Source organism: Brevibacillus sp. NRS-1366, from assembly GCF_050467985.1.
In genome coordinates, this window is the sequence record NZ_JBITPN010000017.1 from 109,001 (window position 1) to 135,784 (window position 26,784).

The 26,784-nt window shown below is 47.1% G+C and carries 33 protein-coding genes; 27 read left to right on the top strand and 6 right to left on the bottom strand.

Annotation, left to right across the window (positions count from 1 at the left end; translation table 11 throughout):
• Positions 1-129 precede the first annotated feature (129 nt).
• The 3 genes from ACIFQN_RS09565 to ACIFQN_RS09575 form a co-directional block, all read right to left on the bottom strand.
• Positions 130-336, bottom strand: a complete 207-nt coding sequence (locus ACIFQN_RS09565; protein WP_007724004.1) for a ferredoxin — start codon at positions 334-336, stop codon at positions 130-132.
• 103 nt (positions 337-439) lie between these two features.
• A complete protein-coding gene (locus ACIFQN_RS09570; protein WP_429832797.1) occupies positions 440-1,066 on the bottom strand; it encodes a hypothetical protein in 627 nt (208 codons plus the stop codon).
• The gene (locus tag ACIFQN_RS09575) at positions 1,044-1,358 is read right to left on the bottom strand and encodes a hypothetical protein (protein ID WP_429832798.1); all 315 of its coding nucleotides are present in this window, start codon (positions 1,356-1,358) and stop codon (positions 1,044-1,046) included. The genes ACIFQN_RS09570 and ACIFQN_RS09575 overlap by 23 nt, the downstream gene beginning before the upstream one ends.
• A 108-nt stretch (positions 1,359-1,466) precedes the next feature.
• On the opposite strand from ACIFQN_RS09575, the gene ACIFQN_RS09580 reads away from it, so the two are divergent.
• The 6 genes from ACIFQN_RS09580 to ACIFQN_RS09605 all read left to right on the top strand — a co-directional run bounded on the left by ACIFQN_RS09580 (position 1,467) and on the right by ACIFQN_RS09605 (position 7,667).
• On the top strand, positions 1,467-2,585 hold the full coding sequence (locus ACIFQN_RS09580; RefSeq protein ID WP_429832799.1) for a helix-turn-helix domain-containing protein: 1,119 nt from the start codon (positions 1,467-1,469) through the stop codon (positions 2,583-2,585).
• The gene (locus ACIFQN_RS09585) at positions 2,582-4,093 is read left to right on the top strand and encodes a RecQ family ATP-dependent DNA helicase (protein ID WP_429832800.1); all 1,512 of its coding nucleotides are present in this window, start codon (positions 2,582-2,584) and stop codon (positions 4,091-4,093) included. Before ACIFQN_RS09580 ends, ACIFQN_RS09585 begins: the two co-directional genes overlap by 4 nt.
• Before the next feature lie 16 nt (positions 4,094-4,109).
• Positions 4,110-4,691, top strand: a complete 582-nt coding sequence (locus tag ACIFQN_RS09590; RefSeq protein WP_429832801.1) for a CPBP family intramembrane glutamic endopeptidase — start codon at positions 4,110-4,112, stop codon at positions 4,689-4,691.
• Positions 4,688-5,332, top strand: a complete 645-nt coding sequence (locus ACIFQN_RS09595; RefSeq protein WP_429832802.1) for a LysM peptidoglycan-binding domain-containing protein — start codon at positions 4,688-4,690, stop codon at positions 5,330-5,332. Before ACIFQN_RS09590 ends, ACIFQN_RS09595 begins: the two co-directional genes overlap by 4 nt.
• 58 nt (positions 5,333-5,390) lie before the next feature.
• Positions 5,391-6,302 carry an NAD(P)/FAD-dependent oxidoreductase gene (locus ACIFQN_RS09600; protein WP_429832803.1) on the top strand — a complete coding sequence of 304 codons (912 nt, stop codon included), beginning with the start codon at positions 5,391-5,393 and terminating at the stop codon, positions 6,300-6,302.
• A gap of 759 nt (positions 6,303-7,061) precedes the next feature.
• Positions 7,062-7,667 carry a genetic competence negative regulator gene (locus ACIFQN_RS09605; RefSeq protein ID WP_429832804.1) on the top strand — a complete coding sequence of 202 codons (606 nt, stop codon included), beginning with the start codon at positions 7,062-7,064 and terminating at the stop codon, positions 7,665-7,667.
• A 72-nt stretch (positions 7,668-7,739) separates the two neighbouring features.
• Here ACIFQN_RS09605 and ACIFQN_RS09610 read toward each other — a convergent pair whose 3' ends face one another.
• The gene (locus ACIFQN_RS09610; protein WP_429832805.1) at positions 7,740-8,480 is read right to left on the bottom strand and encodes a PIG-L deacetylase family protein; all 741 of its coding nucleotides are present in this window, start codon (positions 8,478-8,480) and stop codon (positions 7,740-7,742) included.
• A 312-nt stretch (positions 8,481-8,792) separates the two neighbouring features.
• Here ACIFQN_RS09610 and ACIFQN_RS09615 point away from each other — a divergent pair, with 312 nt between their 5' ends.
• Positions 8,793-10,082 carry a Glu/Leu/Phe/Val family dehydrogenase gene (locus ACIFQN_RS09615; protein WP_429832806.1) on the top strand — a complete coding sequence of 430 codons (1,290 nt, stop codon included), beginning with the start codon at positions 8,793-8,795 and terminating at the stop codon, positions 10,080-10,082.
• Between the two features lie 81 nt (positions 10,083-10,163).
• Here ACIFQN_RS09615 and ACIFQN_RS09620 read toward each other — a convergent pair whose 3' ends face one another.
• Positions 10,164-11,135, bottom strand: a complete 972-nt coding sequence (locus ACIFQN_RS09620) for an asparaginase (protein ID WP_429832807.1) — start codon at positions 11,133-11,135, stop codon at positions 10,164-10,166.
• A gap of 83 nt (positions 11,136-11,218) precedes the next feature.
• Between ACIFQN_RS09620 and prsW the strand changes: the two genes are divergently transcribed.
• The 16 genes from prsW (at position 11,219) to ACIFQN_RS09700 (ending at position 24,274) form a co-directional block, all read left to right on the top strand.
• Positions 11,219-11,893 (top strand): glutamic-type intramembrane protease PrsW, encoded by a 675-nt coding sequence (gene prsW / locus ACIFQN_RS09625; RefSeq protein ID WP_429832808.1) that lies wholly within the window; start codon positions 11,219-11,221, stop codon positions 11,891-11,893.
• 192 nt (positions 11,894-12,085) lie between these two features.
• A complete protein-coding gene (locus ACIFQN_RS09630; RefSeq protein WP_429832809.1) occupies positions 12,086-12,736 on the top strand; it encodes a cell wall hydrolase in 651 nt (216 codons plus the stop codon).
• Positions 12,737-12,769: 33 nt separating this feature from the next.
• On the top strand, positions 12,770-14,137 hold the full coding sequence (ypeB, locus tag ACIFQN_RS09635) for a germination protein YpeB (RefSeq protein ID WP_429832810.1): 1,368 nt from the start codon (positions 12,770-12,772) through the stop codon (positions 14,135-14,137).
• A 116-nt stretch (positions 14,138-14,253) separates the two neighbouring features.
• On the top strand, positions 14,254-14,937 hold the full coding sequence (locus tag ACIFQN_RS09640; protein ID WP_429832811.1) for a flagellar brake protein: 684 nt from the start codon (positions 14,254-14,256) through the stop codon (positions 14,935-14,937).
• Between the two features lie 25 nt (positions 14,938-14,962).
• Positions 14,963-15,145: a hypothetical protein gene (locus tag ACIFQN_RS09645; RefSeq protein WP_429832812.1), complete on the top strand. Its 183-nt coding sequence runs from the start codon at positions 14,963-14,965 to the stop codon at positions 15,143-15,145.
• A 138-nt stretch (positions 15,146-15,283) separates the two neighbouring features.
• Positions 15,284-15,955: a (d)CMP kinase gene (gene cmk / locus ACIFQN_RS09650; RefSeq protein ID WP_429832813.1), complete on the top strand. Its 672-nt coding sequence runs from the start codon at positions 15,284-15,286 to the stop codon at positions 15,953-15,955.
• Positions 15,952-16,545 (top strand): lysophospholipid acyltransferase family protein, encoded by a 594-nt coding sequence (locus ACIFQN_RS09655; protein WP_429832814.1) that lies wholly within the window; start codon positions 15,952-15,954, stop codon positions 16,543-16,545. Before cmk ends, ACIFQN_RS09655 begins: the two co-directional genes overlap by 4 nt.
• 186 nt (positions 16,546-16,731) lie before the next feature.
• Positions 16,732-17,904, top strand: coding sequence for a 30S ribosomal protein S1 (rpsA, locus tag ACIFQN_RS09660; protein WP_429832815.1), 1,173 nt, complete (start codon positions 16,732-16,734; stop codon positions 17,902-17,904).
• Between the two features lie 106 nt (positions 17,905-18,010).
• A complete protein-coding gene (gene fni / locus ACIFQN_RS09665; RefSeq protein ID WP_429832816.1) occupies positions 18,011-19,084 on the top strand; it encodes a type 2 isopentenyl-diphosphate Delta-isomerase in 1,074 nt (357 codons plus the stop codon).
• Positions 19,085-19,140: 56 nt separating this feature from the next.
• Positions 19,141-19,776, top strand: coding sequence for a YphA family membrane protein (locus tag ACIFQN_RS09670; RefSeq protein ID WP_429832817.1), 636 nt, complete (start codon positions 19,141-19,143; stop codon positions 19,774-19,776).
• Positions 19,777-19,782: 6 nt separating this feature from the next.
• Complete coding sequence (locus ACIFQN_RS09675; protein WP_429832818.1) at positions 19,783-20,679, top strand: YIEGIA family protein; 897 nt, start codon at positions 19,783-19,785, stop codon at positions 20,677-20,679.
• 12 nt (positions 20,680-20,691) lie between these two features.
• A complete protein-coding gene (locus tag ACIFQN_RS09680; protein WP_429832819.1) occupies positions 20,692-20,874 on the top strand; it encodes a capping complex subunit for YIEGIA in 183 nt (60 codons plus the stop codon).
• 54 nt (positions 20,875-20,928) lie between these two features.
• A complete protein-coding gene (der, locus tag ACIFQN_RS09685; RefSeq protein ID WP_429833203.1) occupies positions 20,929-22,242 on the top strand; it encodes a ribosome biogenesis GTPase Der in 1,314 nt (437 codons plus the stop codon).
• Between the two features lie 15 nt (positions 22,243-22,257).
• A complete protein-coding gene (gene plsY, locus ACIFQN_RS09690; protein WP_429832820.1) occupies positions 22,258-22,860 on the top strand; it encodes a glycerol-3-phosphate 1-O-acyltransferase PlsY in 603 nt (200 codons plus the stop codon).
• A gap of 54 nt (positions 22,861-22,914) precedes the next feature.
• Positions 22,915-23,943, top strand: a complete 1,029-nt coding sequence (locus tag ACIFQN_RS09695; RefSeq protein ID WP_429832821.1) for an NAD(P)H-dependent glycerol-3-phosphate dehydrogenase — start codon at positions 22,915-22,917, stop codon at positions 23,941-23,943.
• Positions 23,944-24,016: 73 nt separating this feature from the next.
• On the top strand, positions 24,017-24,274 hold the full coding sequence (locus tag ACIFQN_RS09700; RefSeq protein ID WP_429832822.1) for a stage VI sporulation protein F: 258 nt from the start codon (positions 24,017-24,019) through the stop codon (positions 24,272-24,274).
• Between the two features lie 119 nt (positions 24,275-24,393).
• On the opposite strand, the gene ACIFQN_RS09705 is transcribed toward ACIFQN_RS09700, so the two are convergent.
• Positions 24,394-24,891 (bottom strand): hypothetical protein, encoded by a 498-nt coding sequence (locus tag ACIFQN_RS09705; RefSeq protein ID WP_429832823.1) that lies wholly within the window; start codon positions 24,889-24,891, stop codon positions 24,394-24,396.
• 138 nt (positions 24,892-25,029) lie between these two features.
• Here ACIFQN_RS09705 and ACIFQN_RS09710 point away from each other — a divergent pair, with 138 nt between their 5' ends.
• The 4 genes from ACIFQN_RS09710 to ACIFQN_RS09725 are packed head-to-tail and all read left to right on the top strand — an operon-like array spanning position 25,030 to position 26,632.
• Positions 25,030-25,218, top strand: a complete 189-nt coding sequence (locus ACIFQN_RS09710; RefSeq protein ID WP_429832824.1) for a DUF2768 family protein — start codon at positions 25,030-25,032, stop codon at positions 25,216-25,218.
• Between the two features lie 12 nt (positions 25,219-25,230).
• Complete coding sequence (locus ACIFQN_RS09715; RefSeq protein ID WP_429832825.1) at positions 25,231-25,527, top strand: 2Fe-2S iron-sulfur cluster-binding protein; 297 nt, start codon at positions 25,231-25,233, stop codon at positions 25,525-25,527.
• Positions 25,528-25,542: 15 nt separating this feature from the next.
• Positions 25,543-25,884 (top strand): 2Fe-2S iron-sulfur cluster-binding protein, encoded by a 342-nt coding sequence (locus ACIFQN_RS09720; protein ID WP_429832826.1) that lies wholly within the window; start codon positions 25,543-25,545, stop codon positions 25,882-25,884.
• 22 nt (positions 25,885-25,906) lie between these two features.
• Positions 25,907-26,632, top strand: a complete 726-nt coding sequence (locus ACIFQN_RS09725; RefSeq protein ID WP_429832827.1) for a hypothetical protein — start codon at positions 25,907-25,909, stop codon at positions 26,630-26,632.
• The last annotated feature ends 152 nt before the right edge of the window (positions 26,633-26,784 follow it).

Below are 26,784 nucleotides of genomic sequence, written 5' to 3' on the forward strand. Positions count from 1 at the left end.
TTGAAAAGTTGAAATGGGAAAATGCTGATCATATGTTCAGTGAGGCGGGGGAATAATTGAAAATGAAAAAATGAAAAACCCCTCGCGCACAAAAAGTACGGAGAGGTTTTTGTCATTGGAGAAGGAATCCTATTCCACTTTAATAGAATCGGTTGGGCATCCTTCTGCAGCGTCACGGACGTCGTCGTGAAGGATATCTGGGATTTCAACGCTATTCGCATTGTCATCCAGCTTGTTGAATGCAAGGCCCTCATCGTCGTAATCAAAGACGTCAGGAGCCGTCGCGCCACAAGCACCGCACGCGATACAAGTATCTTTATCTACCCATGTTGTCATCGTGGTTTCACCTCCCATTACGAAGTGGTACGTCCACTATCATAGACCATTGTATGCTCTTGCTGACAAGATTTCAAGATTGAATCAGTCTAAAAATGTACGACTACTTGTAAAGAGGGATTTCAGGGGTCTTCAACCCGGTATAGAGCCTGGAATTTAAGTCTTTAAAGTCACCGGCATGAACAGCATCTGTCGCATGTAATAATTTTACTGCGGCAGCAAAATCATTGATGCCTAGTGTCCCGGCATCCGTAGAAGCAACCAGCATGTCGAGGCGTGCAGTGAGATCCTCCGGGTTATAGTTCTGCCATTGATTGCCCGATGCCATGGAGGCTGCAGCAAGATAGGTACGGTAATGAAAAGGATACTGCTTCCACTGGTCTGTGCTGACCCTCGTTGGCGTTTCCTTAGGCATTGGCTGCTTCGTTACATAAGCTGATTCCCAAGCGGCAAAGGAGTGATATACCTTTTCCTGCGCCATCAGCCAATTGTTATGGAACAGCGTCATACTGTTTGCAATGGTAGCAGGGGTTAATGCATTACTATTCTGGTCGCTACGAACGTGCTCCATACTATCCAAATACGCCCGTAGGCTTTCTGTAAAAAGCTGATGTGCCTGTATTAACAAGGGAGAGGTCGGCAGGGGGACACTCTTTTCCAATTCTTTTTTCGTTTGCTGCGCTAATTTGTTTAAATGCTTCAATGATTCAGCTTGTTCTTTTTTGTCCATCTGCCCCCATTTCTGCATCGTGTTGAAATGAGCGTGCTTCAGATCCAGCAACCGGGGCGTAAACGGCATAATAAAAACGGATAAAGTCCTGTTCACTGTACAGCTTTTGTTCACGTAAAAGCCGTTCCTTTTCGGCTTCTTTTTGTTTTGCTTCCAAGGCGGCGGTTTGCTCGGTCTCCAATTTTGTCTTCATATAATGCGCACCGAAAAAAAATCCACCAACCGTGCAAGCAAGTGTTATGATGATCATATACGCCATCATAAATTCTGACTTTTTCAATCGTTTTGTCATGAGATCCTCCAGGTAAAATGGCAGCGATTCGTAGTTCGTACGAAATAAAGCAAACGTAATCGCAAAGATAAAAAGATAGATAATAGAAAGAGAGCTAAAGGAGTACCAATGAACAGTCGGAACAGTGCTTGTGAGGAACAGGAATTTCTTTGCGCTGTCGCTTTGAATGTCTTGCTCCCTCTAGCAAACGAACGAACGCTTCAGGCAGCCTATTACATATTGCGAGGCCGAAGGGCCAATCAAACTCTGCAGGACGTGCATTTGTACAGCCTTTATCCGTATTATCGGATGTTTCCTCGTTTTACAAAAGAGGATTGGGATAAAATTGTTTCAACTTTGTTTCAAGAGGGCTATATTCAGCATGTGACGCGAGAGGTCCCGGCAAATAAACCAACCTTTTTGATTACGCAAAGGGGCAAGGAGTATGCTCAAAATGAGGCTCTACGCTATCGCCTTGATGTTTGGCTAAAGCCGTTCACACAATCTGATTTGGCAGAGCTGCTTGAATCTTTTTGGCAGCGACTGCATTTAGTGGTACAGACAATCTCGCAAATGCTTGCAGGAGATTTGGGATTTCTTCCTGTCGTATCTGACAAGCGTACACAAAAATGGGTACGGGCCGAGCTCAGTGAGAAAGCCGCCAGAACAGCGTGGCAAACTCAATTGGGAGATGAGCTTTTCCATCTGTTGCAACCATTGCCAAAAGAAGTAGCGGAGTTGATTGTCGCGCAATTGTCAGGAGCCTCTCAGGTTGGGAAAACTCTTGGACAAATCGCAAAGCAAAGGAAGGAGGCCCCTGTATATTTGAATCTTCTACTCCGATACGGGTTGGCTGTCTCCATCCAGCGCCTGCTGCAGGAAAGTGAACAGTTTCCCTTGTTGTCCCGATTAGTTGAGCAAAACAATAAGGTAGACCCTCGGTTGACCGAAAGTGCCGCGAGAACATATGCGCTGATCCAACAAGGATTACCGAAAGCAGAGATTGCGATCAAAAGAGGGATCAAAGAAAGTACGGTAGAAGATCATCTCGTTGAAATGGCCCTCCGTTGCCCCGAATGGGATTACTCGGCGTATTTGTCTGAGGAGATGGGGGCGCTCATTATTCAAACAAGCGAGCAGCTAATGACCAGCCGATTACGTATAATCAAAGATCATCTGGAAGCGTCTGTTTCTTATTTGCAAATCCGTCTGGCTTTAGCTCGAAGACAGGGGGAGAAGGTAACGTGAACGATAGGTTGCATGGCACGCTGAACAAGCATTTCGGACACCCTTCTTTTCGACCTGGGCAGGAAATACTGATAAGACGAGTTATGTCAGGGCGCAATGTCCTGGGGTTGCTTGCAACAGGCGGAGGAAAATCGATAACGTACCAGCTTCCTGCTCTGCTTTTACCGGGTATCACGGTAGTTGTTTCCCCGCTCATTTCCTTGATGGTTGATCAGGTACAGCAATTGCGGGCTCGCAGAAGAATTCCTGCTGCATACTTGAATAGTTCACAAGACCCGGCAGAGAGCCGGGAAACTCTGCGGGAAATTGTAGACGGAACGTACAAGCTCCTCTATGTCTCACCAGAAAAGCTCCAGCAGCCGTATGTCCAGGAGATACTGAAGCGAGCAAAAGTTTCTATGGTAGCGATTGACGAGGCCCACTGCATCTCGCAATGGGGACATGATTTTCGGACCGATTACTTACGGCTGCCCGAAGTGGTGACGCAATTAGGAAATCCGCCTGTTCTGGCGGTAACAGCGACGGCAACCAAAACGGTTCAGGAGGAGATATGCGAGCTTTTTGGCATCGCACAGGAAGATGTGATCGTTCAGCCGCTAAACCGGGCAAATATCGCCATGGATCTCGTTTTTGCAAATGGAGAGGGGGAGCGGCGTCAGGCAGTGCTGGAGCTGATGGACAGTTTGCAAGGACCTGGTATTGTTTACTGTAGTACCAGGCAGGCTGTTGATGTATTGTCAGCTTCCTATCAGCTCGAAGGGAAAAAGCGTGTGCATGGATACCATGGCGGTATGAACAGCATGGAACGAATGATGATACAATCTCAGTTCCTCTCAGGCGAACTGGACGTCATCGTGGCTACGAATGCTTTTGGATTGGGGATTGACAAGTCCGATATTCGGTTTGTCATTCATTATCAACTGCCCGCGAGCTTGGAAGCATATGCCCAGGAAATAGGTCGTGTAGGACGAGATGGTCAGCCTGGATACGCGGTACTTTTCCATAGCCCTGATGATGTACATATTCATCAGCACATGTTAGAGCGAGAATACCCCACACTTTCACAAGTGCAAAAATATTGTCAGTTGCTCTCATCAGGGATTTCCCTTAACAGTGAGGTTTTGGCTGCCATAGAAATGACAGAAGAAATGGCGAGCTTGTTGTCTTTTTATGCAGAAAAAGTGAGTGTTTGTACAAAGAGTGGGGCTGATACTCTTTTTGATCAGGAGAAAGCCGATAAAATCTGGCAGGAAACCCAGAAACGCAAGCGACTCAAAATAAAAAAGCTGTCTGGCATGCTGGGTTATGTGCAAAGTGAACGATGTTTGCGAAAAAGCTTAAATCAGTATTTTGATGAAGAGAAGTACACGTATACACTGCAGTGCTGTTCACGGTGTGGACTGGATCGAAGTGCATATATTGGCGAGCGAACCGCGTTAGAGGAAAACAATGCTGAAAAACCATGGAATTTACGGCAGGCGTTACTGACACTTTTGCCGAAAAGATAAAGGAGCGATTTTCTCAGTGAAGCATGGTGGGCAAGAGATGGATGAAGCTACTCTACAGCTGAATCTCTGGCTAACACAAGGATTGGTTTTAACAGTGGCAGCGTGCAGCAGCTTATGGGTGCATGGTCTGGGGGCTACCCTCGGCTTGTTTGCTTATCCTGGTTGGTCCAGTATGGGCTGGGCCGGATGCGTAGTAGCTATGATTGTTCTAGCAAGCATAGCGATGGAAAAGTATTTACCCAAGCGATGGCAGGATGATGGCAGTGTGAACCAGCGGATTTTTGGCAGCATGTCCCCTTGGATGACTCTACTGGTCTGTGTTTCCGTTGGTGTGGGGGAAGAATGGCTGTTTCGGGGCGTTATTCAGACATTTGCCGGGAATTTTTGGACAAGTGTCGTTTTTACAGTCGTGCATGTCCGTTATCTGGCAAAACCATTGCTCGTGGCAAGTGTATTTGGAACGAGTTGGCTATTGGGAATGCTGTTTATTCATGCCAACTCACTGTGGTCACCAATTATGGCGCATATCGGAATCGACCTATTGCTGGCTTTTTATTTGCAAGCCATTTTGAAGAAGGAAAGGGGGGAGAAAGAGTGAACATAGAGCCGAATGAATTACCACCTCGACGCTCCCGTCATACGCAACGGAAAGTCAATGTTTCCCTGAAAAAATGGTTTCAATCGGGACTGGTTATATTTGGAGCACTCTTTTTTGGGGTAATCGTTATTGAATTGTATCAGGCACAAGTATCTCGCGAATCAGCGAAACCCAGTGCTGCTGTCCTGACAGTGGAGCAGCCTCCCTCTGTAACTTCCCAAACAGACGGTCAGGTGCAAGGGGGCGAGGATAAGGAGCAAAAGGAGACGGCCGCACAGGAAGGGAAGCAAGCGCCCGAGTTGAAACCAGAGGTGCCTGCACCATCTCAGAGTAGTGAGCCTGTGACTCCTTCTGCCCAGTCTGTATCGGACCCTAGCCCGAGTAGCAAACAGACGCCTGGTACAGCTGTAACCCCCCTCGCAAAACCTGCGAGTGCACCGGTGGTAACTCCTGCCAAGTCACCAGCAGAGAAGCCGAAAGCAATCAGGCATGTGGTTCAAAAAGGGGAAACCTTATACATGCTATCGCGCAAATATTACGGCAACAACAACAATGTAGTTCGGATTGCCAAGTACAATGGCTTTCACGCGGAAACGCAGCTTACAGCGGGCAGAGTTGTCATGGTACCAATCTCCCGGTAATGGCTGGGCACCCCTTGGGTATGCTATGGGGAAATGGCCTAAGACAGGTGGAGTGGACGTGATCTATGATACGGTTGTTATCGGCGGTGGCATTGCAGGAATGCAAACGGCCATTCAACTGGCTAGAAGCTTGCGGTGTGTAGCCGTTGTCGATATGCCTGGAGGACGGTCTTCAGTCGCTCGGACATATCGAAATATCCTTGGCTATCCGAAGGGCGTCAGTGGGGATTCGCTGCGCCGGTTGGGGCGGGAGCAAGCTATTCAATATGGCGCCATAATCATCGAGGATGAGGTAGTGTCACTGCATACGGATATTTCAAGAGCTTTTGCCGTGAAAACGAAAAGCGGAGCAGCTCCACTCGTGGCCCGAACATTGGTGATGGCGACGGGGATTTGCGATCCGTTCCCGGAGATACCGGGAATTTTAGAATGTATAGGGAATTCTATATTTCTATGCCCGGACTGTGATGGCTATGAAAGTGTCGGAGAGAAGACAGCGGTGATTGGAGCTGGACCACAGGCAATAGCAATGGCAAACGAGTTATCCCACTTTACGAAGCAACTTGCAGTCATCAATCATGCCGGGGCTTTAACCGAGGCAGATGCGATCAACCAAATGAAAGAGCAAGGTTTTGCTTTTTTCAATCAAAGCGTCCAGCGGTTATTTCATGAGAGCGGAAAACTGCAAGGGGTGGAACTTTCTTCGGGAGAACAAGTGAACATGACGAGGGCTTTTCTCGCTTTTCCAGGAGCCGAAGTGCAGACGGGTTTGCTAGAGGGATTTGACGTCTATTTGAACGAGAAGGGACATGTGCGTACGAATCCGCGAACGAAAGAAACCGACCATCCCAACATATGGGCAGTAGGAGATATTAATGAACACTCGCAGCAAGTGGCAATTGCGATGGGGGACGGAGCGCAGGCAGCTATCTGGATTCAAAAGCGCCTGCGTGAAATGGATAAAAAATAATACCTCGAACGCCGGATAACGGCGTTTTTTCATTTTTTGTGGAACTCGAACTAGCAGGAATCAATATAAATGAGGAGGAGAAACGGTTCTAGGAGGCACCAGTAACGATGGTGGTTGTAGGAAGAAGCCTGTTAGTAGGACTACTTGCGTGGATTTTGGGGAATGGGGCACTGCTCGTATTTCCTGTAAGAAGTCTGCATCTGGATCGGGTCGGGGATTGGCTATCTATGTTTCTGTTTTCACCCTTAGAAATATTTCTTTCCCTCTTCTTATTCGTCTTAGCAACCCTCCTTTTATTTGGGTTACTGCACTTTCACATCAGCCAATATTTTTATCAAAAATCATCTCAGACAGTGTGGCTCCATGTTCTCTTAGGCATATTCTCAACGTTTGTTCTCGGAATTCAATTTTTAAAAATGCCTATAGCGACGATGACCATGACTATTGTCTGTGTCTTGTATTCCATAGCTTCAAGAAGGAATCTTTTCCTGGGAAAGCGCAGAAATTGACAGGTTACAACAAACTCTTATATCACTCCTGCCTAATCGACATACTCGTTCGAAAATGCACGAAGAAAGGCGCGAGGTGTCACGTGGCTATGTTCCGGTTACTAAATGTGATATGATAGGACTATCCCGGATTTTCCAAAGTGCTAAAAAATGGTTGAATGCTATCAGGTATTCGCCGGAAAATGCGGAGAACTCTTACAGGCTTACCATCATATTTTATAGTACGACTGGATGGCGAGGAGGGACAGTCATGCGTGTTGAACGCCTTGGTCAAGACAAAATACGAATCTTTTTAACGTTTGACGACCTGTCAGAGCGCGGGATAGAGAAAGAAGACATGTGGCGTGACATTCCTAAAGTTCATGAACTGTTCAACGACATGATGGAGCAGGCTTATCACGAGCTCGGTTTTGAAGTTTCAGGGCCTGTTGCAGTTGAAGTGTTCGCCTTGCCAGCTCAGGGAATGGTCGTGATCGTCACGCGCGGCAAAACCGGCTCAAAGGATGGGAAGGAAGAGGGAGAATACGAAGACGACGAAGACGTCTATGAACTAGAGGTCACCTTGGAAGAAAGCGACCTGATCATGTACGCCTTCCGAGATTTTGAGCATATGGTTGAAGCTGCGCATCGTGTAAACGCTCTTTTGACCAACGGAGGCTCAGCCTACTTCTATCAGGGAAAATACCACCTGGTCTTGGAAGAAGTCGATTTGGATCAGGAGCGTTATCACAAATTGATTGCGATCCTCTCTGAATATGGGGAAGCGACGCCGACAACAATCTATGTTTTGGAAGAGTATGGAAAGGTTGTCGTTGCTGACGATGCAGTAAAAGAAATATGCAGGCATTTTACCTAAGTTATTGGGGGATGTCTGGGGAGATAAAACAGCACCTAGTCATGAACTAGGTGCTTTTGCTGTTTTATTGAACTACAATCCGCAAAAGAAATCGTCTTCCTGTCCTTCAATAATGTAATTGGGAATCTTCGTCCACGCCATTATATATTGGTTTAGGGGAGGAACAGAAGTTGATTCTCCGGCTGTTACTCCTGGAAAAACACGCTCTACAGACAAGTGCTGTGTTTTGTGGGCGCGTAGGGCGGCCGCTACCTGTGGCTTATATTCAGGGCCGTTAATCACAGTGGTAATGCTTTCGATTGGATCAGAAAAGGGCGGCTGCACGGCTCCAAACGAACTGTTCGACGCACGTGTTGCATAGTAGAGCTTGCGAACACTAGTATCCTTGGGTAAGGAATGGACAGCTTGGGTGGTCGCAGCCGAGATCGCTCGATGATCCGGATGACCGGAAATGCCATGTGGAGCGAAAGTGACGACAATTTCCGGCTGCAGCTGCGCAATCGAGGCATGGATCCGATTGACTAACTCATCGACGGGCACCTCGCTCAGGTGCTTGTCTTCATAATCCAATACATCAACAGAGACAAGGCCTAGGATAGAAGCAGCTTCGCGAAGCTCCATTTCCCGATAGCGGGGGAGCTCCTCCATTGAACAGATGGGTGGGTCTCCTGCTTTTCCAGCCTGTCCCCGAGTAGCGCAAAGAAGATGCGAGCTGACAGTTTGGTCCTGGGCATATTTACTAATCGTGATCCCACTTGCGAACGTCTCATCGTCTGGATGAGCGAAAATAAACAGGATGTTGTTTTTTTTCATAAAAACACCTCCATGAATAAACTTCCATTGTGATCTTTTTTATTATGGCATAAATTCACTTTTTCTGTAATGAAACTGTCACGGTTGGGGATGCTATTCTCACTGCAAAAGTGCGCCGTGTCGCTTGTAAGTCATTGTTTGGAAAATTGAGATTGGTTTTTACGTGACGGTGATAAATTGTATTATTATCCAAAAGGGAAAAGTAAAAAAGCGGAGCAAAATCGCAAAAAACTTTTTTACGCTTCTCATACCTGATACAAGCGTGTATACTAAAGGCTGCATTTACCGAAAACATTTTTGAGGTGGTAAGTAATGGGTAATCAAGACGTGGTAACCGAAAGCACCGAAGGGAAAGAAAAGCAAGAAAGTCTAAACTTGCTGACTTCGACTCAAACGGTGATCAAGGAAGCACTGGAGAAACTAGGTTACCAAGAATCGATGTTTGAACTCTTGAAGGAGCCGCTACGCGTTTTGACCGTACGCATTCCGGTTCGCATGGATAACGGCGAAGTAAAGGTGTTTACGGGCTATCGTGCACAGCACAACGATGCAGTTGGTCCGACCAAGGGGGGCATTCGTTTCCACCCGGAAGTTACAGAGGATGAAGTTAAAGCGCTTTCCATCTGGATGAGCCTCAAAGCCGGTATCGTTGACCTTCCGTACGGCGGTGGTAAGGGCGGTATCATTTGTGACCCGCGTGAAATGTCTTTCCGTGAACTGGAGCGACTGAGCCGCGGTTACGTTCGCGCTATCAGCCAACTTGTGGGACCAACAAAAGACATTCCGGCTCCGGACGTCTTCACTAACTCACAAATCATGGCGTGGATGATGGACGAGTACAGCCGCATTCGCGAGTTTGACTCTCCTGGTTTCATTACCGGCAAACCAATCGCTTTGGGTGGTTCGCATGGTCGTGAAACAGCAACTGCAAAAGGTGTAACCATTTGCATCCGTGAAGCTGCAAAACGTCGTAACATCGAAATCAAAGGCGCTCGCGTAGTTATTCAAGGTTTTGGTAACGCAGGTAGCTACCTGGCGAAATTCATGCATGATGCAGGTGCTAAAGTAGTTGGTATCTCTGATGCGTACGGTGCCCTGCATGATCCAAACGGTTTGGATATTGACTATCTGTTGGATCGTCGTGATTCCTTCGGTACCGTAACCAAACTGTTCACCAACACGATTACAAACAAAGAACTGTTTGAACTGGATTGTGATATTATCGTGCCTGCAGCAATCGAGAACCAAATTACTGCAGCGAATGCACACAATATCAAAGCGCAAATCGTTGTAGAAGCGGCAAACGGCCCTACTACACTGGAAGCGACTAAAATCCTGACTGAACGTGGAATTCTTCTTGTTCCAGATGTACTGGCAAGTGCCGGCGGTGTAACTGTTTCCTACTTCGAGTGGGTACAAAACAACCAAGGCTACTACTGGTCCGAAGAAGAAGTAGAAGAAAAGCTGGAAAAAGTAATGGTACGTTCGTTTGAAAATGTTTACTCCCTGTCTCAAACTCGTCGTATTGACATGCGCCTCTCTGCATATATGGTGGGTGCGCGTAAAATGGCTGAAGCTTCTCGCTTCCGTGGCTGGGTATAAAAGTTTTTTAATCAACACCATATACAAGACAAACCCTCCTTGGATTCAAGGAGGGTTTTTTGTCTTTCATACAATTGATGGTTATTGTTCGAACAAATGCTGGAGTTGTTCAAAATCTCGTGTTTGCTCAAGGGTGACAATCAGCTTCAGGCGAGCTTTTTGTCCATTTAGACCGTTTGAAAATACGATTCCCATTTGCTTTAACTGGTGTCCGCCGCCTTCGTAGTCGTAGACGTCTTGGACTTGACCGTTATAACAACGGGAAACAAGTACGATCGGAATGCCTTTGTCCAAAAGTTGTTTAAGCGTAGGGATAATCGCAGGCGGGAGATTTCCCAGGCCGAACGCTTCAATAACCAAACCATCAATGGATTGATTCAGTAAAAATTGGAGCCATGCTGGATCCATGCCAGCTACGGCCTTGATAAGAGGCACATTGGCATTCGCATGTGAGATAAAATAATGCTCACGGTCCAAGGAAGCATGGTGGTATTGTACATTTTTCTTTGCAATCGTTCCAATCGGGCCATATTGCGGTGATTGGAAGGTAGCGACGTTGCTTGTGTGCGTTTTGGTTACATGGCAGGCAGCGTGAATTTCATCGTTAAAAACGACGAGGACTCCTTTATCTCTACTGCCAGGATCAGCAGCAGTGCGAACAGAAGAAATCAGGTTGACAGGTCCATCTGCCCCTAATTCATTGCTGCTGCGCATCGCCCCGGTAACCACGATAGGAACGCTGAGGGATAAGGTTAAATCAAGAAAATACGCAGTTTCCTCGAGCGTGTCTGTCCCATGTGTAATGACCACCCCATCATAATGAGCAAGAGATAGCTCCTCCTCGATGTGTTGCCGCAATTGATTCATGATAGAAGGAGTTATGTGGGGGCTTGGCAGATTGAGGACATTTTTCATCGTGACGTCCGCATAGCGCTCTAAAAAAGGAAGAATTTTGTTGACTGCCTGATCATCCAACGGTTTTACACCTTCTGAAGCATCGACAGACATGGCAATCGTGCCACCTGTATTTAATACCAAAATTTTTTTCAACATGATCTCTCTCCTGTAGCGGGTTTTCATGAACCAGTATTCATGGTACGATGATTAACAGCCTTGTGTAAAGGAGCAATAAACAGATGATTGCTATGATCGGAGCGGCAATTGCCCCCGGTATCGCCATCTTAAGCTATTTTTACCTGCGTGACAGCCTTGAACCAGAGCCCATTTCGATGGTCATCCGGTCGTTTATTTTTGGAATGCTGCTGGTCATCCCGATTATGGTTCTCCAGTATATCATGCAGAATGAGTGGGAATGGCGGGGAGGCATTGTCGCGGACGTGGTCCAGTCCGCTGTCGTGGAAGAATTTTTCAAATGGATGGTTATTTTTTTCACCGCTTACAGACACGTTGAATTTGACGAGCCATATGACGGTATCGTGTACGCTGTAGCTGTATCTCTTGGGTTTGCAACGCTGGAAAATCTTTTTTATCTGATTATCAACGGTTTGAACATCGCCTTTTGGCGAGCGTTGTTGCCTGTTTCCAGTCATGCGTTGTTTGCGGTGTGGATGGGATATTATCTCGGACGAGCGAAGTTTTCGAAAACGCGAAAACAGGAGCGCGCATTCTTGTGGGTGTCGATTGTTTTGCCGATTGGACTTCATGCACTGTACAATGCTATCTTCCTTTCTATTCAAAACTGGCTTGTCGTTATCGTGCCTTTCATGCTGCTGTTGTGGTGGCAAGGTCTGAAAAAGGTGCAGCGAGCACATGATTATGGTTCTAAAAAGCTTTCTTCCCGTCCACAATAGAGGACAAGGAGGAGACGAAACGTGTTAAAAACGGAACGAGCAAAAGTGACTATTCGATGCAATGTATGTGGAGAAACTTTTACCCTACGCGGTCGTCGAGAACCGGAAGGGCAGGTCGAAACAGGCTTTAAGCAGTGCTTGTGTGACAACGATCAACATTTTAGTATTAACGAGTCCTGAGATTTCAAGTAAATGATTCCCAAAGGCCGGTGCACCTTGCATCGGTCTTTTTTTAGTCTCCGAGATTCCATGCATAAACCATTCTTCCTCCACCAACACTATGCAAAGATTTCAAAACGTGCCAAGGAGGTTTCAGCCGTGCGTTCATTGTGGATTACAGGGATGTTAGTGCTGCTGGTTGCAGCGGTCTTTATAGGAAATCAACTCTTGTCTACAGAAAAGAGCGTTGCTTGGGCACGGCAAACTGAAATGGCTGCACCTGCAAAAGAGAAGACCAAAACGAAACAGAGCTTTCATCCTTCCCGAATCTCTGCGAACGATTTGAAGCTGATGGCAAACGCCGTATACGGAGAAGCGAGGGGAGAACCGTACGAAGGACAAGTAGCGATTGCAGCGGTCATTCTCAATCGGGTGAAAAGCCCGTCGTTTCCGAATACGCCTTCCGCAGTCATATTTGAACCCCGGGCGTTCACTGCTGTAGCAGACGGTCAAATCTGGCTAGAACCAAACGACAGTGCTCGCAAGGCGGTGAAGAATGCGCTGAGTGGCTGGGATCCCTCAGGCGGATGTACCTATTATTTTAATCCCGCAACGGCTACCTCCCAATGGATCTGGAGTAGACCACAGGTTAAGAAAATCGGAAAACATATCTTTTGCCGGTGATGGCATCAATGCCGATAGGAGGAGTGAAAAGAGATGGTTTACGGAGCAACAGCACGTATTTTGTTTCCAGTAGCCTTAGTCGCGTTGGTAGGGGCAGGCATGTGGGGTTATCAAGAGCATAATGAAAAAAACTCGGTGTTAATCAAAGCGGAAAACTCGTATCAGAGGGCTTTCCACGATCTCACTTATCACGTGGATAAGCTGCATGATGAACTGGGCAAGTCACTGGTAGTCAATTCCCGCCGTCAAATGACTCCGACACTCACAAATGTGTGGCGCCTTTCATATGCTGCTCAATCAGATGTTGGACAACTGCCTCTGACGTTGATGCCATTTAATAAGACAGAGGAGATGCTCTCCAGGGTCGCTGACTTTTCCTATCGCGTCGCCGTACGAGATTTGACCAAGGAGCCCTTAAACGAAAAAGAGTATGCTACGCTGAAGAGCTTGCATAAGCAATCGCAAGATATTCAGGATCAATTGCGCAACGTACAGACGAATGTGATTGACAAGCAGCTCCGCTGGATGGACGTGGAAACGGCACTTGCCTCTGATGACAAAAAGTCGGACAACACGATCATTGACGGGTTCCATACGATTGAGAAAAAAGTCCAAGAGTACCCTGACCTGGATTGGGGAGTTGGAATCCAGAGTCTGGATAAAAAGAAACAGCAACGGATCAAGGGTATTGACGGTAAGCCGGTCAGCGCTGAAGAGGCGAAGCGAGCTGCACTCGATTTCTTGGGAATCAAGGCGGATGCGGCACATGTAGAAGTGAACGAAAACGGCAAGGGGCAAGAATACACTGCGTTTAGCGTACGCGTTATTCCTAAAGACAAGAAATCAGCCATCAATATGGACGTCACCAAACGGAGCGGAAAAGTTGTCTGGATGATGAATGAGCGAGCTATCGGCGATGAAAAGCTCAGCATGAAACAGGCAGAAGACCACGGCAGAAAGTTTCTCACCAAACACGGCTTTGACAACATGGCCGTCAGCGAAATAGACAGCTATGGGCGCAGTGCTTTATTCACTTTCGTACCTGTGCAAGATGACATTCGGATCTATCCGGATTCCATCATCGTCGAGGTAGCTTTGGATAATGGGGAGGTTACTGCGATTAATTCCACTGAATACCTGTTTAATCATAAACAGCGCATGCTTTCCAAGCCTCGAATTACGAAAGAAGAGGCGAGGAAAAAAGTAAATCCGAGCGTGAAGGTCACCAATCAGAGGCTGGCTTTGATCGAAGGCAAAAATGATGGGCAGGAGGTACTTACCTGGGAGCTCAGTGGAAGCTTTGAAGGGAACGCCTACTTGATCTATATCAATGCATTAAATGGTGATGAGGAAGAAGTAGTCAAAATGGATACCAGTGGAGATCAAAAAGCAGAACGGTAGAAATCGTTGGCATAAGACGAGGGAAAGCCAGATATAACGGCTTTCCCTATTTGCTGATTCCAAATGAAAGGGTATATAATGGAAGCGTGAGAGGGAAAAGGAGGAACATAGACTTTATGATGCTTCCAAGAATAGGACAAACGATACGACTTGACTTTATTAGTTCCTCTGAAGAGACACAGGTTCACACCTTCAAGAGCCGAGTGACGGACATGAAAGACGATGTGGCATTCATCGAACTGCCCACGAGTGAAGATACAGGAAGAACAGGATTGTTCGGGCCCGGCACGGATTGTACAGTTTGGTACGTCGGTGAGGATGGCTCTCGTTACGAATTTCGATCGTCCATCGTGGGGAGAAAAAGCGAACACATTCCTGTGCTTTTGATCCAATTACCGGCAAAGGAATTCATACAACGGACGCAGCGGCGCAACTATTTGCGGATCGAAACGGCACTGGAAATCGCGGTAAAGCTGAGCGATCCGATTCGTCAGTATCATTTTCTTGCGCGTACGATGGATGTTAGTGGCGGCGGGTTGTCTTTTACCTGTGACGAATCTTTTCACTTAGAGGATAAAGATTTGCTGAAAGTCTGGATTTCATTGCCAAGCAAAAATGGGCAGGTTCATCACGCATATGCTGAGATGGAAATTGTCAGACGAAAACCAGCCGAAGAAAAAGGATTGCATCAGTGGATTTCTGGCAAATTCATTAAGATGAGTGAAATGGATCGGGCTAAAGTCGTTAGGGCTTGCTATGAAAGACAGCTTGAACTGCGCAAAAAAGGCATCGAGGACTGACGACTGACAGAAAGAAGTGACCCCTATGACCAGTCAGTACAATGAACGTTTTCGGCGATTTTCAAAACAGATCGAAAAGGGAATCTTGATCGGAATTGTCGCTTGCGCAATCATGCTGGTAGCAGGGGAATTCTTGATTCAGTATGCTCCAGTGCGACTGCTTTTGATCGAAACAGAGCGCTTGGAAGGAGTATCGAGACTGCCCTAAGGGTTTGCGAATGCTTCCATACTATGGTACTATTATAGATAACATAGAAACGCATCACATGAATGGGAAAGGGCTTCGATAGAAGCTTTTCTTGTTTTATTCCCTTTCAGAACTACTGTACATAGCAGGTGAGAATGAATGAACATTGCAATTGATGGACCAGCGGGAGCAGGTAAAAGCACTGTTGCCCAAAGAGTAGCCGGTCATCTGGAGTACGTGTACATTGACACGGGTTCCATGTATCGGGCATTGGCTTGGGCGGTTCACCACAATCAACTTTCCATCGACGAAGAACTTTCCGTTTCCGAACTATTGCAAAATAATGAGATTCGCCTGGTTCGTGAAAACGGGCAGCAGTATGTTTACTGGAATGATATGGATGTGACGAGCTTGATCCGTTCACCCGAAGTCAGCCAGTATGCATCGATTGTAGCCAGCTATGGTTCCGTCCGTGAGCAAATGCTCGTTCTGCAAAGAAATCTGGCCAAACAAGGCAATGTAGTCATGGATGGCAGAGATATCGGTACGCATGTGCTGCCGGACGCAGAAGTGAAAATTTTTCTGACCGCCTCCAGTCGGGAGCGGGCCGAGAGAAGATGGAAAGAATTGCTCGCAAAGGGTATCCAGACAGACCTGGCGGAACTGGAGAAAGAGATTGAAGAGCGAGATCTGCGGGACATGAATCGTGAGGTAGCTCCTTTGCGCCAGGCGGACGATGCCGTTTTGGTGGATACAACGGGAATTACCATTGATCAGGTTGTAGATCGAATCTTACAAATCTGCGAGCGAACGGGAGAGTCAACCCAGTGAGCTACTATCGTATCTTTCGAGGATTTTTTCGCATTATATTTTCACTTGTCTTTCGATGGCAAGTGATCGGGCGTGAACATATACCTAAGGAAGGCCCAGTGATTCTTTGCGCCAATCACATCTCCCTCTGGGATCCACCCCTTCTTGGTTCCGGAATTGAGCGCCAGGTTAACTTCATGGCCAAAGAAGAGCTTTTTCGGATTCCAGGCTTGAATTTTTTACTCGTAAAATTCGGTGCATTTCCGGTTAAACGGGGAGCTGGCGATCGTGCAGCTATTCGCGCTACACTAAAACTGCTGGAAGAAGGAAAAATCTTTGGAATTTTCCCCGAGGGAACCCGCAGTAAAACAAGCGAATTGGGTGAGGGAATGCCGGGGGTTGCGATGTTTGCTCTTAAGTCACAGGCAATGGTGATTCCGGTGGCAATCATTGGACCTTATCGAATGTTTCGTCCTGTTAAAATCGTATACGGGAAACCGATTGATCTCACCCATCTACGTGAGACCAAAACTGGCTCCGATACATTGAAGGCAACCAGCGACCTTATTATGTCGCATATCAAGGAGTTGCGTGACCAGCATCTCCCGTAGCATTTGGTATAGAATTGCCAAAGGGAAGAATACTAACTTTGCTGGAACTTACTGGCTTCGTCAAGGCTAACTGTCAGCCCTTGGGCAACAGTTAAAAATATACTTGCTCCCGCTTCGTGTAATGTGGTTGATCATAACCTCTACATAGATGGACTGGGACTGGATGGTATTAAGGAGGTCTTTTGGATGATGGATGAAACGAACGTAAGCTTAACCGATGCAACAACTGTTTCCGTAGGGGATGTAGTAAAAGCGACGGTTACAAAAGTAGAGGACAAACAAGCGCTTGTTGATGTGGGTTACAAATACGACGGACTTATTCCAATTAGTGAGCTTTCTCCTCTGCACGTAGAGAAAGTATCCGATGAAGTAGCTGTTGGCGATACTTTTGAAGTAAAGATAATCAAGCTGAACGATGAAAAAGAAGAGCTGGTTGTATCCAAGAAAGCGGTTGCGATGGAATCATCGTGGGCTGATTTGGAGCAAAAAATGCAGGCTGGGGAAATCATTGAAGCGACTGTCAAGGAAGTTGTCAAAGGTGGCCTGGTAGTTGACGTAGGCGTGCGTGGCTTCATTCCAGCTTCCATGGTTGAGCGTCACTTTGTAGAAGATTTCTCCGACTACAAAGGGAAAGCACTGGCTTTGAAAGTGGTAGAGATGGATAAGGAAAAAAACAAAGTAATCCTCTCCCACAAAGCAGTCCTGGATGACGAAGTGAAAGTAAAAAAACAATCCATTTTGGATAAAATCCAGCCAGGTCAAGTTCTGGAAGGAACTGTACAGCGCATGACTGACTTCGGTGTATTTGTTGACATCGGTGGAGTAGATGGTCTGGTGCACGTTTCCGAGCTGGCGTGGAACCGCGTAGATAAACCTTCTGACGTAGTAAAAGAAGGCGATAAGGTTCAGGTAAAAGTATTGAAAGTGGACCGCGAAAATGAGCGCATCGGGCTGAGTATCAAGGAAACCCAGGCTGGTCCATGGGCGAAGGTAGCGGAAGAGTTTAAAGCAGGCTCCATCACTACAGGAACTGTAAAACGTCTAGTATCGTTTGGTGCTTTTGTTGAAGTGGCTCCTGGAATCGAAGGTCTGGTGCATATTTCTCAGATCGCTAATCGTCGTGTGAATACTCCGGGTGAGGTGCTGAAGGAAGGCCAGGAAGTCCAAGTCAAAATCCTGGATGTCGCTCCACAAGAACAGCGCATCAGCTTGAGCATTCGCGCCGTAGAAGAAGATCGTGTCGAGCAAGCAGAGCGCGCGAGCAAACGTGAACAACAGCAATTCCAACAAGAAAACAACCAACCAATGGGTGTAACGTTGGGAGAACTGTTCGGAGATCTGAAAGACAAGTTCAAGTAATAGGACGTCGAAATTCTAGGGGATACGCTCTTTTGCGTATCCCTTTTTATGCGCAAGTTGAAAGGATGAATCGCAAGAATATCGACTTCATGCAGGAGGAAGAGACATGGATCGTTCCACAAGGAAATTGGATCATATTAGGCATGCTCTAACTACAAATGAACAAGACCGCAACAGTTTTGATGACGTTAGCTTTGTACCCAACAGTCTGCCAAATACGGGCTACAACGAAGTGACACTTGATACAGATATCGATTCTTTCCGGCTCGGTTCACCGATTGTCATCAATGCGATGACGGGAGGAGCCAGTGCTACAACCGAGATCAACCAGAAGCTGGCGATAATCGCACGTGAGCGGAACTTGGCGATGGCAGTTGGTTCTCAAATGGCTGCTATTCGTGATCCTGCTGTCGAAAATAGCTATCGCATCGTGCGGAAAGAATACCCGAATGGTATCGTATTTGCCAATGTAGGAGCGGAAGCAACGATTGAGCAGGCACGTACTGCGGTGGACATGCTCGAAGCTGACGGACTGCAGATTCATTTGAATGTCATGCAGGAGCTCTTGATGCCAGAAGGAGACAGAGATTTTCGCGGCTACATAGAGAACATTCGCGCCATCAAGGAGAGCCTGGAAGTACCCGTAATGGTGAAGGAAGTCGGGTTCGGTATGGCAAAGGAAACGATTCAACAACTGGTGGAGGCAGGTATCTCTCTCATTGATGTGGGTGGGAAGGGGGGAACGAACTTTGCCAAGGTCGAGAACATGCGAAACGTTCAGCCGCTGCCCATGTTTGAAGATTGGGGCTTTACTACCGTGGAAAGCTTGCTGGAGGCGCAGAGTTTCCCGCATGATGGTGTTTCTATTATGGCAACTGGCGGTATTCGACATGGCTTGGATGCAGTAAGAGCGTTGGCATTAGGAGCTTCTGCAGTGGGCATTGCAGGGGCTATGCTCCGCTTGGTCCGCACCAGCACCTTGGATGATTGCTTGAACGCGGTTGATGAGTGGCATAATCAATTGCGAGTAGGCATGACTGCACTTGGTGTACGGAAAATCAAAGACTGCAGGCGAATCCCGGTCATGATCACTGGCACAACGGCACAACGAGCCCGATTGCGTGGAATCAATCTGGAAAACCTTGCACAACGAGATTTTGGACAATCAATAGATTCATGAAAGGCTAACACTTGAGGCATACTTTGGGGAGACAACCACAATTTGAGGAGATGAACATGAACGAGGGAACTATTGCGATTCTCTTTCAGTGGTCTCTGCTTTGCCTGGTATGGATGGGGAGCTTTGATTCGCAGCTGCGAGAATGGAGGATGTCGCGCAGAAGAATGCTGGCTGTAATAGCCGCTTTTCTGGTCTGTTCGTTTGTAAGCTGGAAATTCTATTTTGCTCCTATTCAAGTAAGTCTCAGCGGAACGATCTTACCACTGCTTGGAAGTGTTGCTTTATACACCCGGTTGGGAAAAGAAAGGCGCAGAATTCATCTAGTAGGGGCAATGGCTACCGCTGTTCTACTGGTTTGGTTACGCTGGATATTTTTTAAGGACCCCATCTTGTTATTTTGGGAAGAACGTGTAATTATACCTGCGGTTGGAGTTGTCGCCACATTGATCATGAGCAGGCAAAGCAGGGCACAGTTGTTTCAGCTCCTATTTGCCCTGACCTTGGCCGATATTCTGCACTCCCTTTATTTTTGGAAGCTTTCAGGCTCGTGTATGTTCGGTACTGATTATGCACAGGATCTTCTGTGGAGTGGTATTTCGTTCATGTGTGTCATCCGTTTGATTTGGTCTATGATCCGGCGAGTTCTTGGCTGGAGGGAGCCGGAGTCTTCCCATTCAGATGCAGGAAGGTGATTTTTGGTGTTAAAACAGCTTCTCGCAAATGAATATGTCTTTCCGCTGACACTCGGATTCTTGTTCGGGATCTTGTGTCGGATCCATCTGCTGCGAACGGATTACCGTCAATATCCTACCTACCCACATGGGAAAATCATTCATGTCTCTTTAGGAGTGATTGCTTCAGCACTAGGCGCTTTGGCCGTACCTGCTTTGTTAAAAGAAAACTATACAGCTGTTACTTTCCTGACAGTAGCTGCACAGCAATTTCGCGATGTTCGCAATATGGAGAGGACAACACTGTCAGAGATTGATAAACAGGAACTAGTCCCGCGAGGAGGTCCCTACATCGAAGGCATTGCGATGGTGTTTGAAGGGCGTAATTACATGGTGATCTTTACTTCTTTGGTGACGACAACTGCGACCATTTTCTTTCAATGGTGGGGTGGAGTCATCGCAGGGATCATAGCATTGATCATTTCCCGCAAGCTCCGTTCTGGAAAAACGCTGTCGCTTATTGTCGATGTTGAGCCTGCAGAGCTCCGCGTGGAAGGTAAAGACTTGTACGCCGGGGATATCTATATCATGAATGTTGGATTGAAAGAAGCACGTAAGATCATCGCAGAGCAAGGAATGGCGTTAATATTAGCGCCAAAAGACGCCAATGCCAAAGTGACGATTGCGCATCCTGGACAGCGACAAGCTATTTTACATGATGTAGCCACACAGCTTGGGGTGTTTACGGATACAGGAGAGCCGTCCCTCACTCCGTTGGTAAAACGCGATCTGCCGACAGGGAGACTCGGTGTCTTTTTGTTGCCGCAAGTAAAAGACCTTGAGCGTGCGATAGCAGTCATTGAAGCGGTGCCTATATTAGAGAGTGTGTTCCGGATGCCTGGGAAGACGAAAGCCCGTGGGTAGGAGGTGGAGATCGTGCCTAGTCAAATCTTGGCCGTGATCACGATGAAAAAAGAGAATATCGCGGGCGGTGCTCCGATATTCATCGAACCAAGCAAAGAACGCCTGCAACAAACAGCTTTCACATTAGAGAAAATCTTGGATGCGATGGTCCATGAGATAAGCGAGGATACCCTTATCATTGTTCGCCATAAGTAGTGTATGGTATGATTAGCAAGTCAAAACGTAAAATGAGAGAGAGTGTTGTTGATTATGGGATTACCTGTGGTAGCCATTGTGGGGAGACCCAACGTGGGCAAGTCCACGATTTTTAACAGATTGATCGGTGAACGTATCGCAATCGTGGAGGACATGCCGGGAGTAACCCGTGACCGCCTTTACGGAAAAGGGGAATGGTTAACCCATACCTTTCATGTGATTGATACGGGCGGGATTGAATTTGGCGAGACCGACGAAATACTTACGCAAATGCGTTACCAGGCCGAGCTGGCAATTGATGAAGCAACTGTCATCATCATGATTGCTGATAGTCGTACAGGAGTAACCGACGCGGATATGGAGCTGGCACGGATGCTCAACCGTACGGGAAAACCGATTGTACTCGCCGTCAACAAAGCGGACAATCCTGAAATGCGCACAGATATTTATGACTTTTACTCCTTGGGATTGGGCGAACCGTTTCCTATCTCGGGAAGTCACGGTTTAGGGCTAGGGGACATGCTTGAGGAAGTCGTTCTGCATTTTCCTTCCGAAGAAGATGACGAAAACAAAGAAGATATCATTCGCGTATCTATTATTGGCAGACCAAATGTGGGCAAGTCATCCTTGACCAACGCCATTTTGGGTGAAGAGCGCGTAATCGTCAGTGAGGTCGCGGGAACTACTCGGGATGCGATTGACACCCCTTTTGAACGCGACGGACAAAGTTATGTTCTTGTCGACACAGCAGGGATGCGCAAGCGCGGGAAGGTATACGAGAATACGGAGAAGTATAGTGTAATGCGTGCGATGCGCTCCATTGAAGACTCGGATGTTGTCTTAGTAGTCATTAATGGCGAAGAGGGCATTATTGAGCAGGATAAAAAGATTGCCGGCTATGCGCATGAAGCAGGTCGTGGTGTCATCATTGTCGTAAATAAATGGGATGCCGTTGAAAAAGACGACAAGACGATGCAGCGCTTCACTGAATTGATTCGGGAAGAATTCAAATACCTGGATTACGCGCCAATTTTGTACGTTTCAGCCAAATCCAAACAGCGGGTACACACGATCCTGCCAAAAGTAGATGAAGTGTCCCAGGCGCATGCGATGCGTGTACCGACCTCTGTATTAAACGATCTGGTAACGGATGCAACCGTCCGGACACCACCGCCGTCTGATAGAGGAAAACGCCTGAAAATCAATTATGTTACACAAGCAACCGTCAAACCTCCGACGTTTATTTTGTTTGTTAACGATCCAGAGCTTATGCACTTCTCTTATGAGCGATACATAGAGAACAAAATACGCGAGGCGTTTGTCTTTGAAGGAACGCCTGTTAGAATCTGGACTCGGAAGAAAACGTAGGGAGGAAAAACCGCCATGGTGTTATTGTCTTGGGTGATCAGCTATCTGATCGGGTCCATCAGCTTTAGCTATCTCGTCGCCAAAAAAGTTGCAGGAATCGACATTCGCTCACATGGCAGCGGTAATGCGGGTGCCACCAACACGCTTCGGGTTCTGGGGAAAGGACCTGGGGTCGCTGTTCTCATCCTAGATGCGTTAAAAGGATTAGCGGCAATGGGGATCGCCCATCTCATTACCGGAGATCCCGTTGCCTATGCCATAGCCGGGTTATTTGCAATCGCAGGACACAATTGGCCCATTTTTTTCGGATTTCGCGGGGGAAAAGGCATAGCGACCACATTAGGTGTGGTGCTGGGCTTTTCTCCCCTGGCATTTTTAATTGGAGCAATAATCGCGGTCCTCGTTATTGCAATTACCCGCTTTGTGTCTCTTGGTTCATTAGTAATGGTAACCGTAATTCCCATTGTGATTTATTTTCTGGACAAGCCGATTTCCTTTTTTTGGGCGAGCCTCATAATCACCGTATTTGCTTATATTCGTCATTATAATAATATCCGAAATCTTCTTGCAGGAAATGAGCGTAAACTAGGTGATAAATCCCAGCATAAGTTGGGGTAGTACTACGTAGCGAACGTTCTGTGAAATGGATCTAGAAAAGTGGAGGGGGACCTATTGATAAAAAACGTTACCGTGATAGGTGCAGGTAGCTGGGGAACGGCACTCGCTTCCGTATTGGCGGACAATGGGCATCATGTGACGATTTGGGTACGAGATCCTAAACTGGCGGAAGAGATTAATACGAAACATGTGAATGGTAAATATTTGCCGGATGTGAAGCTCTCTGCCAATATCGTCGCGAGTGTTGATTTGCAAGAAGCGGTTACCAGAAAGCCAATTGTACTGTTGGCTGTTCCATCGCACGCGATGCGACAAATTTGCCGGCAAATGGCACCATTTCTCGATCCGCAAGTTCTTTTGATTCATGCAACCAAAGGCTTTGAACTGGAGAGTCTGAAGCGAATGTCAGAGGTAATTATGGAAGAAGTACCGACATCCATCTCATCCAGATTGGCGGTATTGTCGGGGCCTAGCCACGCGGAAGAAGTGGTTCTTCGCCAACCGACTACCGTTGTGGTAGCTTCCGAATCAGAAGAAAGCATGCTGCGGTCGCAGGATTTATTGATGAATGCCAATTTCCGCGTCTACACCAACCCGGATCTGATTGGTGCCGAAATCGCCGGAGCGTTAAAAAACATCATAGCACTCGGGGCAGGTATGTCAGATGGGCTCGGCTACGGTGACAATGCCAAAGCCGCTCTGTTGACGAGAGGGCTGGCTGAGATCAGTCGTCTTGGGATTAAGCTAGGTGCAATGCCGCCGACATTTGCTGGCCTCGCAGGTGTTGGTGATTTGATTGTGACATGCACCAGTAAGCACAGCCGAAATTGGCGGGCAGGCTACATGCTCGGTCAAGGCAAAAAGCTCGAGGATGTATTGGAGCAGATGGGAATGGTAGTGGAAGGGGTCAGAACGACACACGCTGCTTATGCCCTTTCTCGTCGTGAGGATGTCGATATGCCGATCGCTTCCGTCCTATACGGAATTTTGTTTGAAGAAAAAGAACCTCGCCAGGGTGTTGAGGAGCTGATGAGGAGAGGGAAAACCTACGAGATGGGGTATCTTGATCCGAATGGTGCATAATCGAATGCCTCACACATTCAGGCCCCTGCACATACCATAGGGAGAAAACCTAGGTAGCAGGAGGAGAGAGGTTATGAACAACTTTTTTTTGAAGAAGCTACAAGGAAAAGGAAGTGCGCAGGTTGATGAAGCCAAACTGCGTTCGCTGGCGGGTCAAGTAAAGCGCAGTGATTTTGAGGACGAGGCAAAGCTGCGTCAAATTATCCAAACGCTTGCCAATCTCAGTGGAAAACAACTCACTGCGGAAAAGGAAGACAAGATCATTGAAATGTTTCGTAATCAGGAAATCAACCTTCATGATATGTCATCCTTGACTAAGCTCTTAAAGTAGGAGAAATGGGCGATTATGCCCGTTACCTGCTGAGAAATCGATCATACAGTAAGACTAGGAACAATCATGGCTCTACAGGGACATGGCTGACCTACAGAAACAAGAAAAAAAGAGGGATCTCATCCCTCTTTTTTTCGTTGCTTGGAACTGCTGCTGCCGACAGTTTGACTAATCAGATTTTGAACCAACGGAGATTGTAACAGTCCCAAAAGTTGCCCGATATCTATATTGGCTAATGGATTGCTGCCCCCGGTTTCGGCCTCTGATGGCTCTTCGACCGTCTTTTCTGCAACTTCTTTCGCATTTGCCTTCTTCTTGGTCTTGGAGACGTCTTTTTCCGACGCAGCTTCTGGCTCCGGAACTTTCTTTCCAAGATTTTCGAATATCTCCATGGCTCCGTATAGCGTATCCATGGTTTCTTCTACTTGCCTTATGGTCGTGCTTATCCCTTTAATGTTATTGCGCATTTTGGATACGGATGTACGTAGGTCAACTGCTGGAATAATTTTCTTGGGTGTGATAGCAAGAGATACATCTGTCACCTGCTCGCTTAGTTTTTTGCTGGGTATGGGAGCATAAGGGTTTCGCCATTTCCGATTGTTTCCTTTGCTGCTCAACTTCCATCCCTCCAATGGGCGTTCTTCATCACCCATAGTCTATGCGAATGTCCAGATGGAGGTTCGTAGGGTGTCAGACGACAGGCTTACGAAGTATGGTATAATGAAGCAAAAAATGCAAAGGATGCTGCAATCCAGATGTATATTGATCCTATGACGAAGATGAACATCTCCTTGCTAGCTATTGGCCTGATGTTTGTCTGCAATTTGCTTATGATCTTTGCTAGAAAAATGACAAATACACTGTTTCGCTTTCTAGTAAAAACATGCGCCTTTTTACTGCTATTGGCGGTATTTGTTATGATTCTTATTGTGATTTTTGTATAAGGAGAGAGAAAAATGGCACAATTAACCTTACATACTCGCTCCGGAAGTTATGAAGTGCCTCTGGAGACGAACCAAACGATCGTGGCGATTGCTAAAAAAAACAAGGTGGTTTGGGGGCATACATGCCAGCGTGGCGTCTGCGCCCAGTGTCGTACGCAGGTACTGGAGGGCGCAGAATACTTGAACGAAGTAACGAAAGAAGAAAAATTGCGTCTTCGCAAAGCAGAACGGGCAGAAGGGTATCGACTTGGCTGTCAGATTCAGATCGTCAAAGAAGGAGATGTAAAACTCGCCCATCGACCTTATTGATGGGGAGTGACAGAAATGGGAAAAATCACCTTTTTACCAGGCGGCAAAAGCATCAAGGCTAGGCCCGGACAAACAATTGTAAGTGCAGCCGCCGCAGCACGCGTGGTGATCCCTCAGCGCTGTGGTGGACATGCGTCCTGCCTCATGTGCCGGGTAGTCATTGAGAGTGGGGAGCTGACAAGCCCGACGGCCTTGGAGGTACGCAAGCTGCCCGAGCAGGATATAGCCAAAGGAATCCGTCTGGGATGCCAGGCAAAAGCGACACAGAAGGATTGCACGGTGCGGATCCCCGAGAGTCGCTTGAAGTCCGTTGTACAGGCTGCATTAGAGAAGCAGCGCAAGGAAAATGAAGAATGAGTCTAAGAGGTGTGGAAACAGCATGTGGAAATCATGGCGTAAAACGTTTAAACTGGTCGCGAGTTTGACGATCCTGTCTGTCGTCTTATCAGGATGCTTGTACCCTGATGAGAGAAAAGCGGAAAATCAAGTTCCCAGTACGTTTTTTCTAGAAGCAACACAAAAAGCAATTGAGCAATTTCAAAAGGATACCCAGGTTTTGCCTATTGTTACAAAACCGATGGAGACTCCCATTTTCGAAAAATACGAGATTGATTTCCGTAAAATGATCCCCAAATACATGCCGGATGTGCCTGGCAATGCCTTTGAAAAGGGCGGTACATATAAATATGTCTTGATCGATGTAGAGACGAAGCCGACGGCAAGGCTGATCCATTTGGGTGCCGTTAGTACAGTGGCGGATGTTCAGAGCGCTGTTGATCGCTATCGCAACTACTTCAATAAATTGCCAGTTCAGTCTGATCTGGGCAACGGATACTATTCCATTGACCACTCCGAGATTGGTGTAAAAGTGTGGCAAGTACCATCCACGATGGGCAATTACCTGCTTCCTCTTGTGATGAACGCGGAGGGGAAGGTAGGGATTGATTACGGAGCCGATATTGCCAATATGCTGCGTGAGAACAAGGTGACGGTACAACCGAAAACTGATCCTCGGTATGTACTGGCGCGAGAAACCATGTTTGTCCCGGCGAAGTCCTTTCCGTATGAACTGGTGGATGGGGAACCAAGACTGATGAAATTGTAAGGAAGAAAGACGACTCTTAAGCTGGAGTCGTTTTTTTTGTTCTAGTTATCCCAAAAATACATATATTTGTACTGTCCACGAAACTAGTACGAGATTCCCTACGAAAATACTGGAGGTCAGGGATAATTCGGAAAATCGGTCATAGTGTAAAA

Excerpts from the sequence above, each read along its gene's own strand:
- ACIFQN_RS09620 (WP_429832807.1), bottom strand. The coding sequence starts at position 11,135 with ATGTTGAAAAAAATTTTGGTATTAAATACAGGTGGCACGATTGCCATG.
- ACIFQN_RS09710 (WP_429832824.1), top strand. The coding sequence starts at position 25,030 with ATGTATATTGATCCTATGACGAAGATGAACATCTCCTTGCTAGCTATT.
- ACIFQN_RS09700 (WP_429832822.1), top strand. The coding sequence starts at position 24,017 with ATGAACAACTTTTTTTTGAAGAAGCTACAAGGAAAAGGAAGTGCGCAG.
- ypeB (WP_429832810.1), top strand. The coding sequence starts at position 12,770 with ATGGTTTACGGAGCAACAGCACGTATTTTGTTTCCAGTAGCCTTAGTC.
- fni (WP_429832816.1), top strand. The coding sequence starts at position 18,011 with ATGGATCGTTCCACAAGGAAATTGGATCATATTAGGCATGCTCTAACT.
- der (WP_429833203.1), top strand. The coding sequence starts at position 20,929 with ATGGGATTACCTGTGGTAGCCATTGTGGGGAGACCCAACGTGGGCAAG.
- ACIFQN_RS09640 (WP_429832811.1), top strand. The coding sequence starts at position 14,254 with ATGATGCTTCCAAGAATAGGACAAACGATACGACTTGACTTTATTAGT.
- plsY (WP_429832820.1), top strand. The coding sequence starts at position 22,258 with ATGGTGTTATTGTCTTGGGTGATCAGCTATCTGATCGGGTCCATCAGC.
- rpsA (WP_429832815.1), top strand. The coding sequence starts at position 16,732 with ATGATGGATGAAACGAACGTAAGCTTAACCGATGCAACAACTGTTTCC.
- ACIFQN_RS09725 (WP_429832827.1), top strand. The coding sequence starts at position 25,907 with ATGTGGAAATCATGGCGTAAAACGTTTAAACTGGTCGCGAGTTTGACG.
- ACIFQN_RS09575 (WP_429832798.1), bottom strand. The coding sequence starts at position 1,358 with ATGACAAAACGATTGAAAAAGTCAGAATTTATGATGGCGTATATGATC.
- ACIFQN_RS09720 (WP_429832826.1), top strand. The coding sequence starts at position 25,543 with ATGGGAAAAATCACCTTTTTACCAGGCGGCAAAAGCATCAAGGCTAGG.
- ACIFQN_RS09670 (WP_429832817.1), top strand. The coding sequence starts at position 19,141 with ATGAACGAGGGAACTATTGCGATTCTCTTTCAGTGGTCTCTGCTTTGC.
- ACIFQN_RS09715 (WP_429832825.1), top strand. The coding sequence starts at position 25,231 with ATGGCACAATTAACCTTACATACTCGCTCCGGAAGTTATGAAGTGCCT.
- ACIFQN_RS09605 (WP_429832804.1), top strand. The coding sequence starts at position 7,062 with ATGCGTGTTGAACGCCTTGGTCAAGACAAAATACGAATCTTTTTAACG.
- ACIFQN_RS09565 (WP_007724004.1), bottom strand. The coding sequence starts at position 336 with ATGACAACATGGGTAGATAAAGATACTTGTATCGCGTGCGGTGCTTGT.
- ACIFQN_RS09570 (WP_429832797.1), bottom strand. The coding sequence starts at position 1,066 with ATGGACAAAAAAGAACAAGCTGAATCATTGAAGCATTTAAACAAATTA.
- prsW (WP_429832808.1), top strand. The coding sequence starts at position 11,219 with ATGATTGCTATGATCGGAGCGGCAATTGCCCCCGGTATCGCCATCTTA.
- cmk (WP_429832813.1), top strand. The coding sequence starts at position 15,284 with ATGAACATTGCAATTGATGGACCAGCGGGAGCAGGTAAAAGCACTGTT.
- ACIFQN_RS09630 (WP_429832809.1), top strand. The coding sequence starts at position 12,086 with ATGATTCCCAAAGGCCGGTGCACCTTGCATCGGTCTTTTTTTAGTCTC.
- ACIFQN_RS09610 (WP_429832805.1), bottom strand. The coding sequence starts at position 8,480 with ATGAAAAAAAACAACATCCTGTTTATTTTCGCTCATCCAGACGATGAG.
- ACIFQN_RS09580 (WP_429832799.1), top strand. The coding sequence starts at position 1,467 with ATGAACAGTCGGAACAGTGCTTGTGAGGAACAGGAATTTCTTTGCGCT.
- ACIFQN_RS09645 (WP_429832812.1), top strand. The coding sequence starts at position 14,963 with ATGACCAGTCAGTACAATGAACGTTTTCGGCGATTTTCAAAACAGATC.
- ACIFQN_RS09615 (WP_429832806.1), top strand. The coding sequence starts at position 8,793 with ATGGGTAATCAAGACGTGGTAACCGAAAGCACCGAAGGGAAAGAAAAG.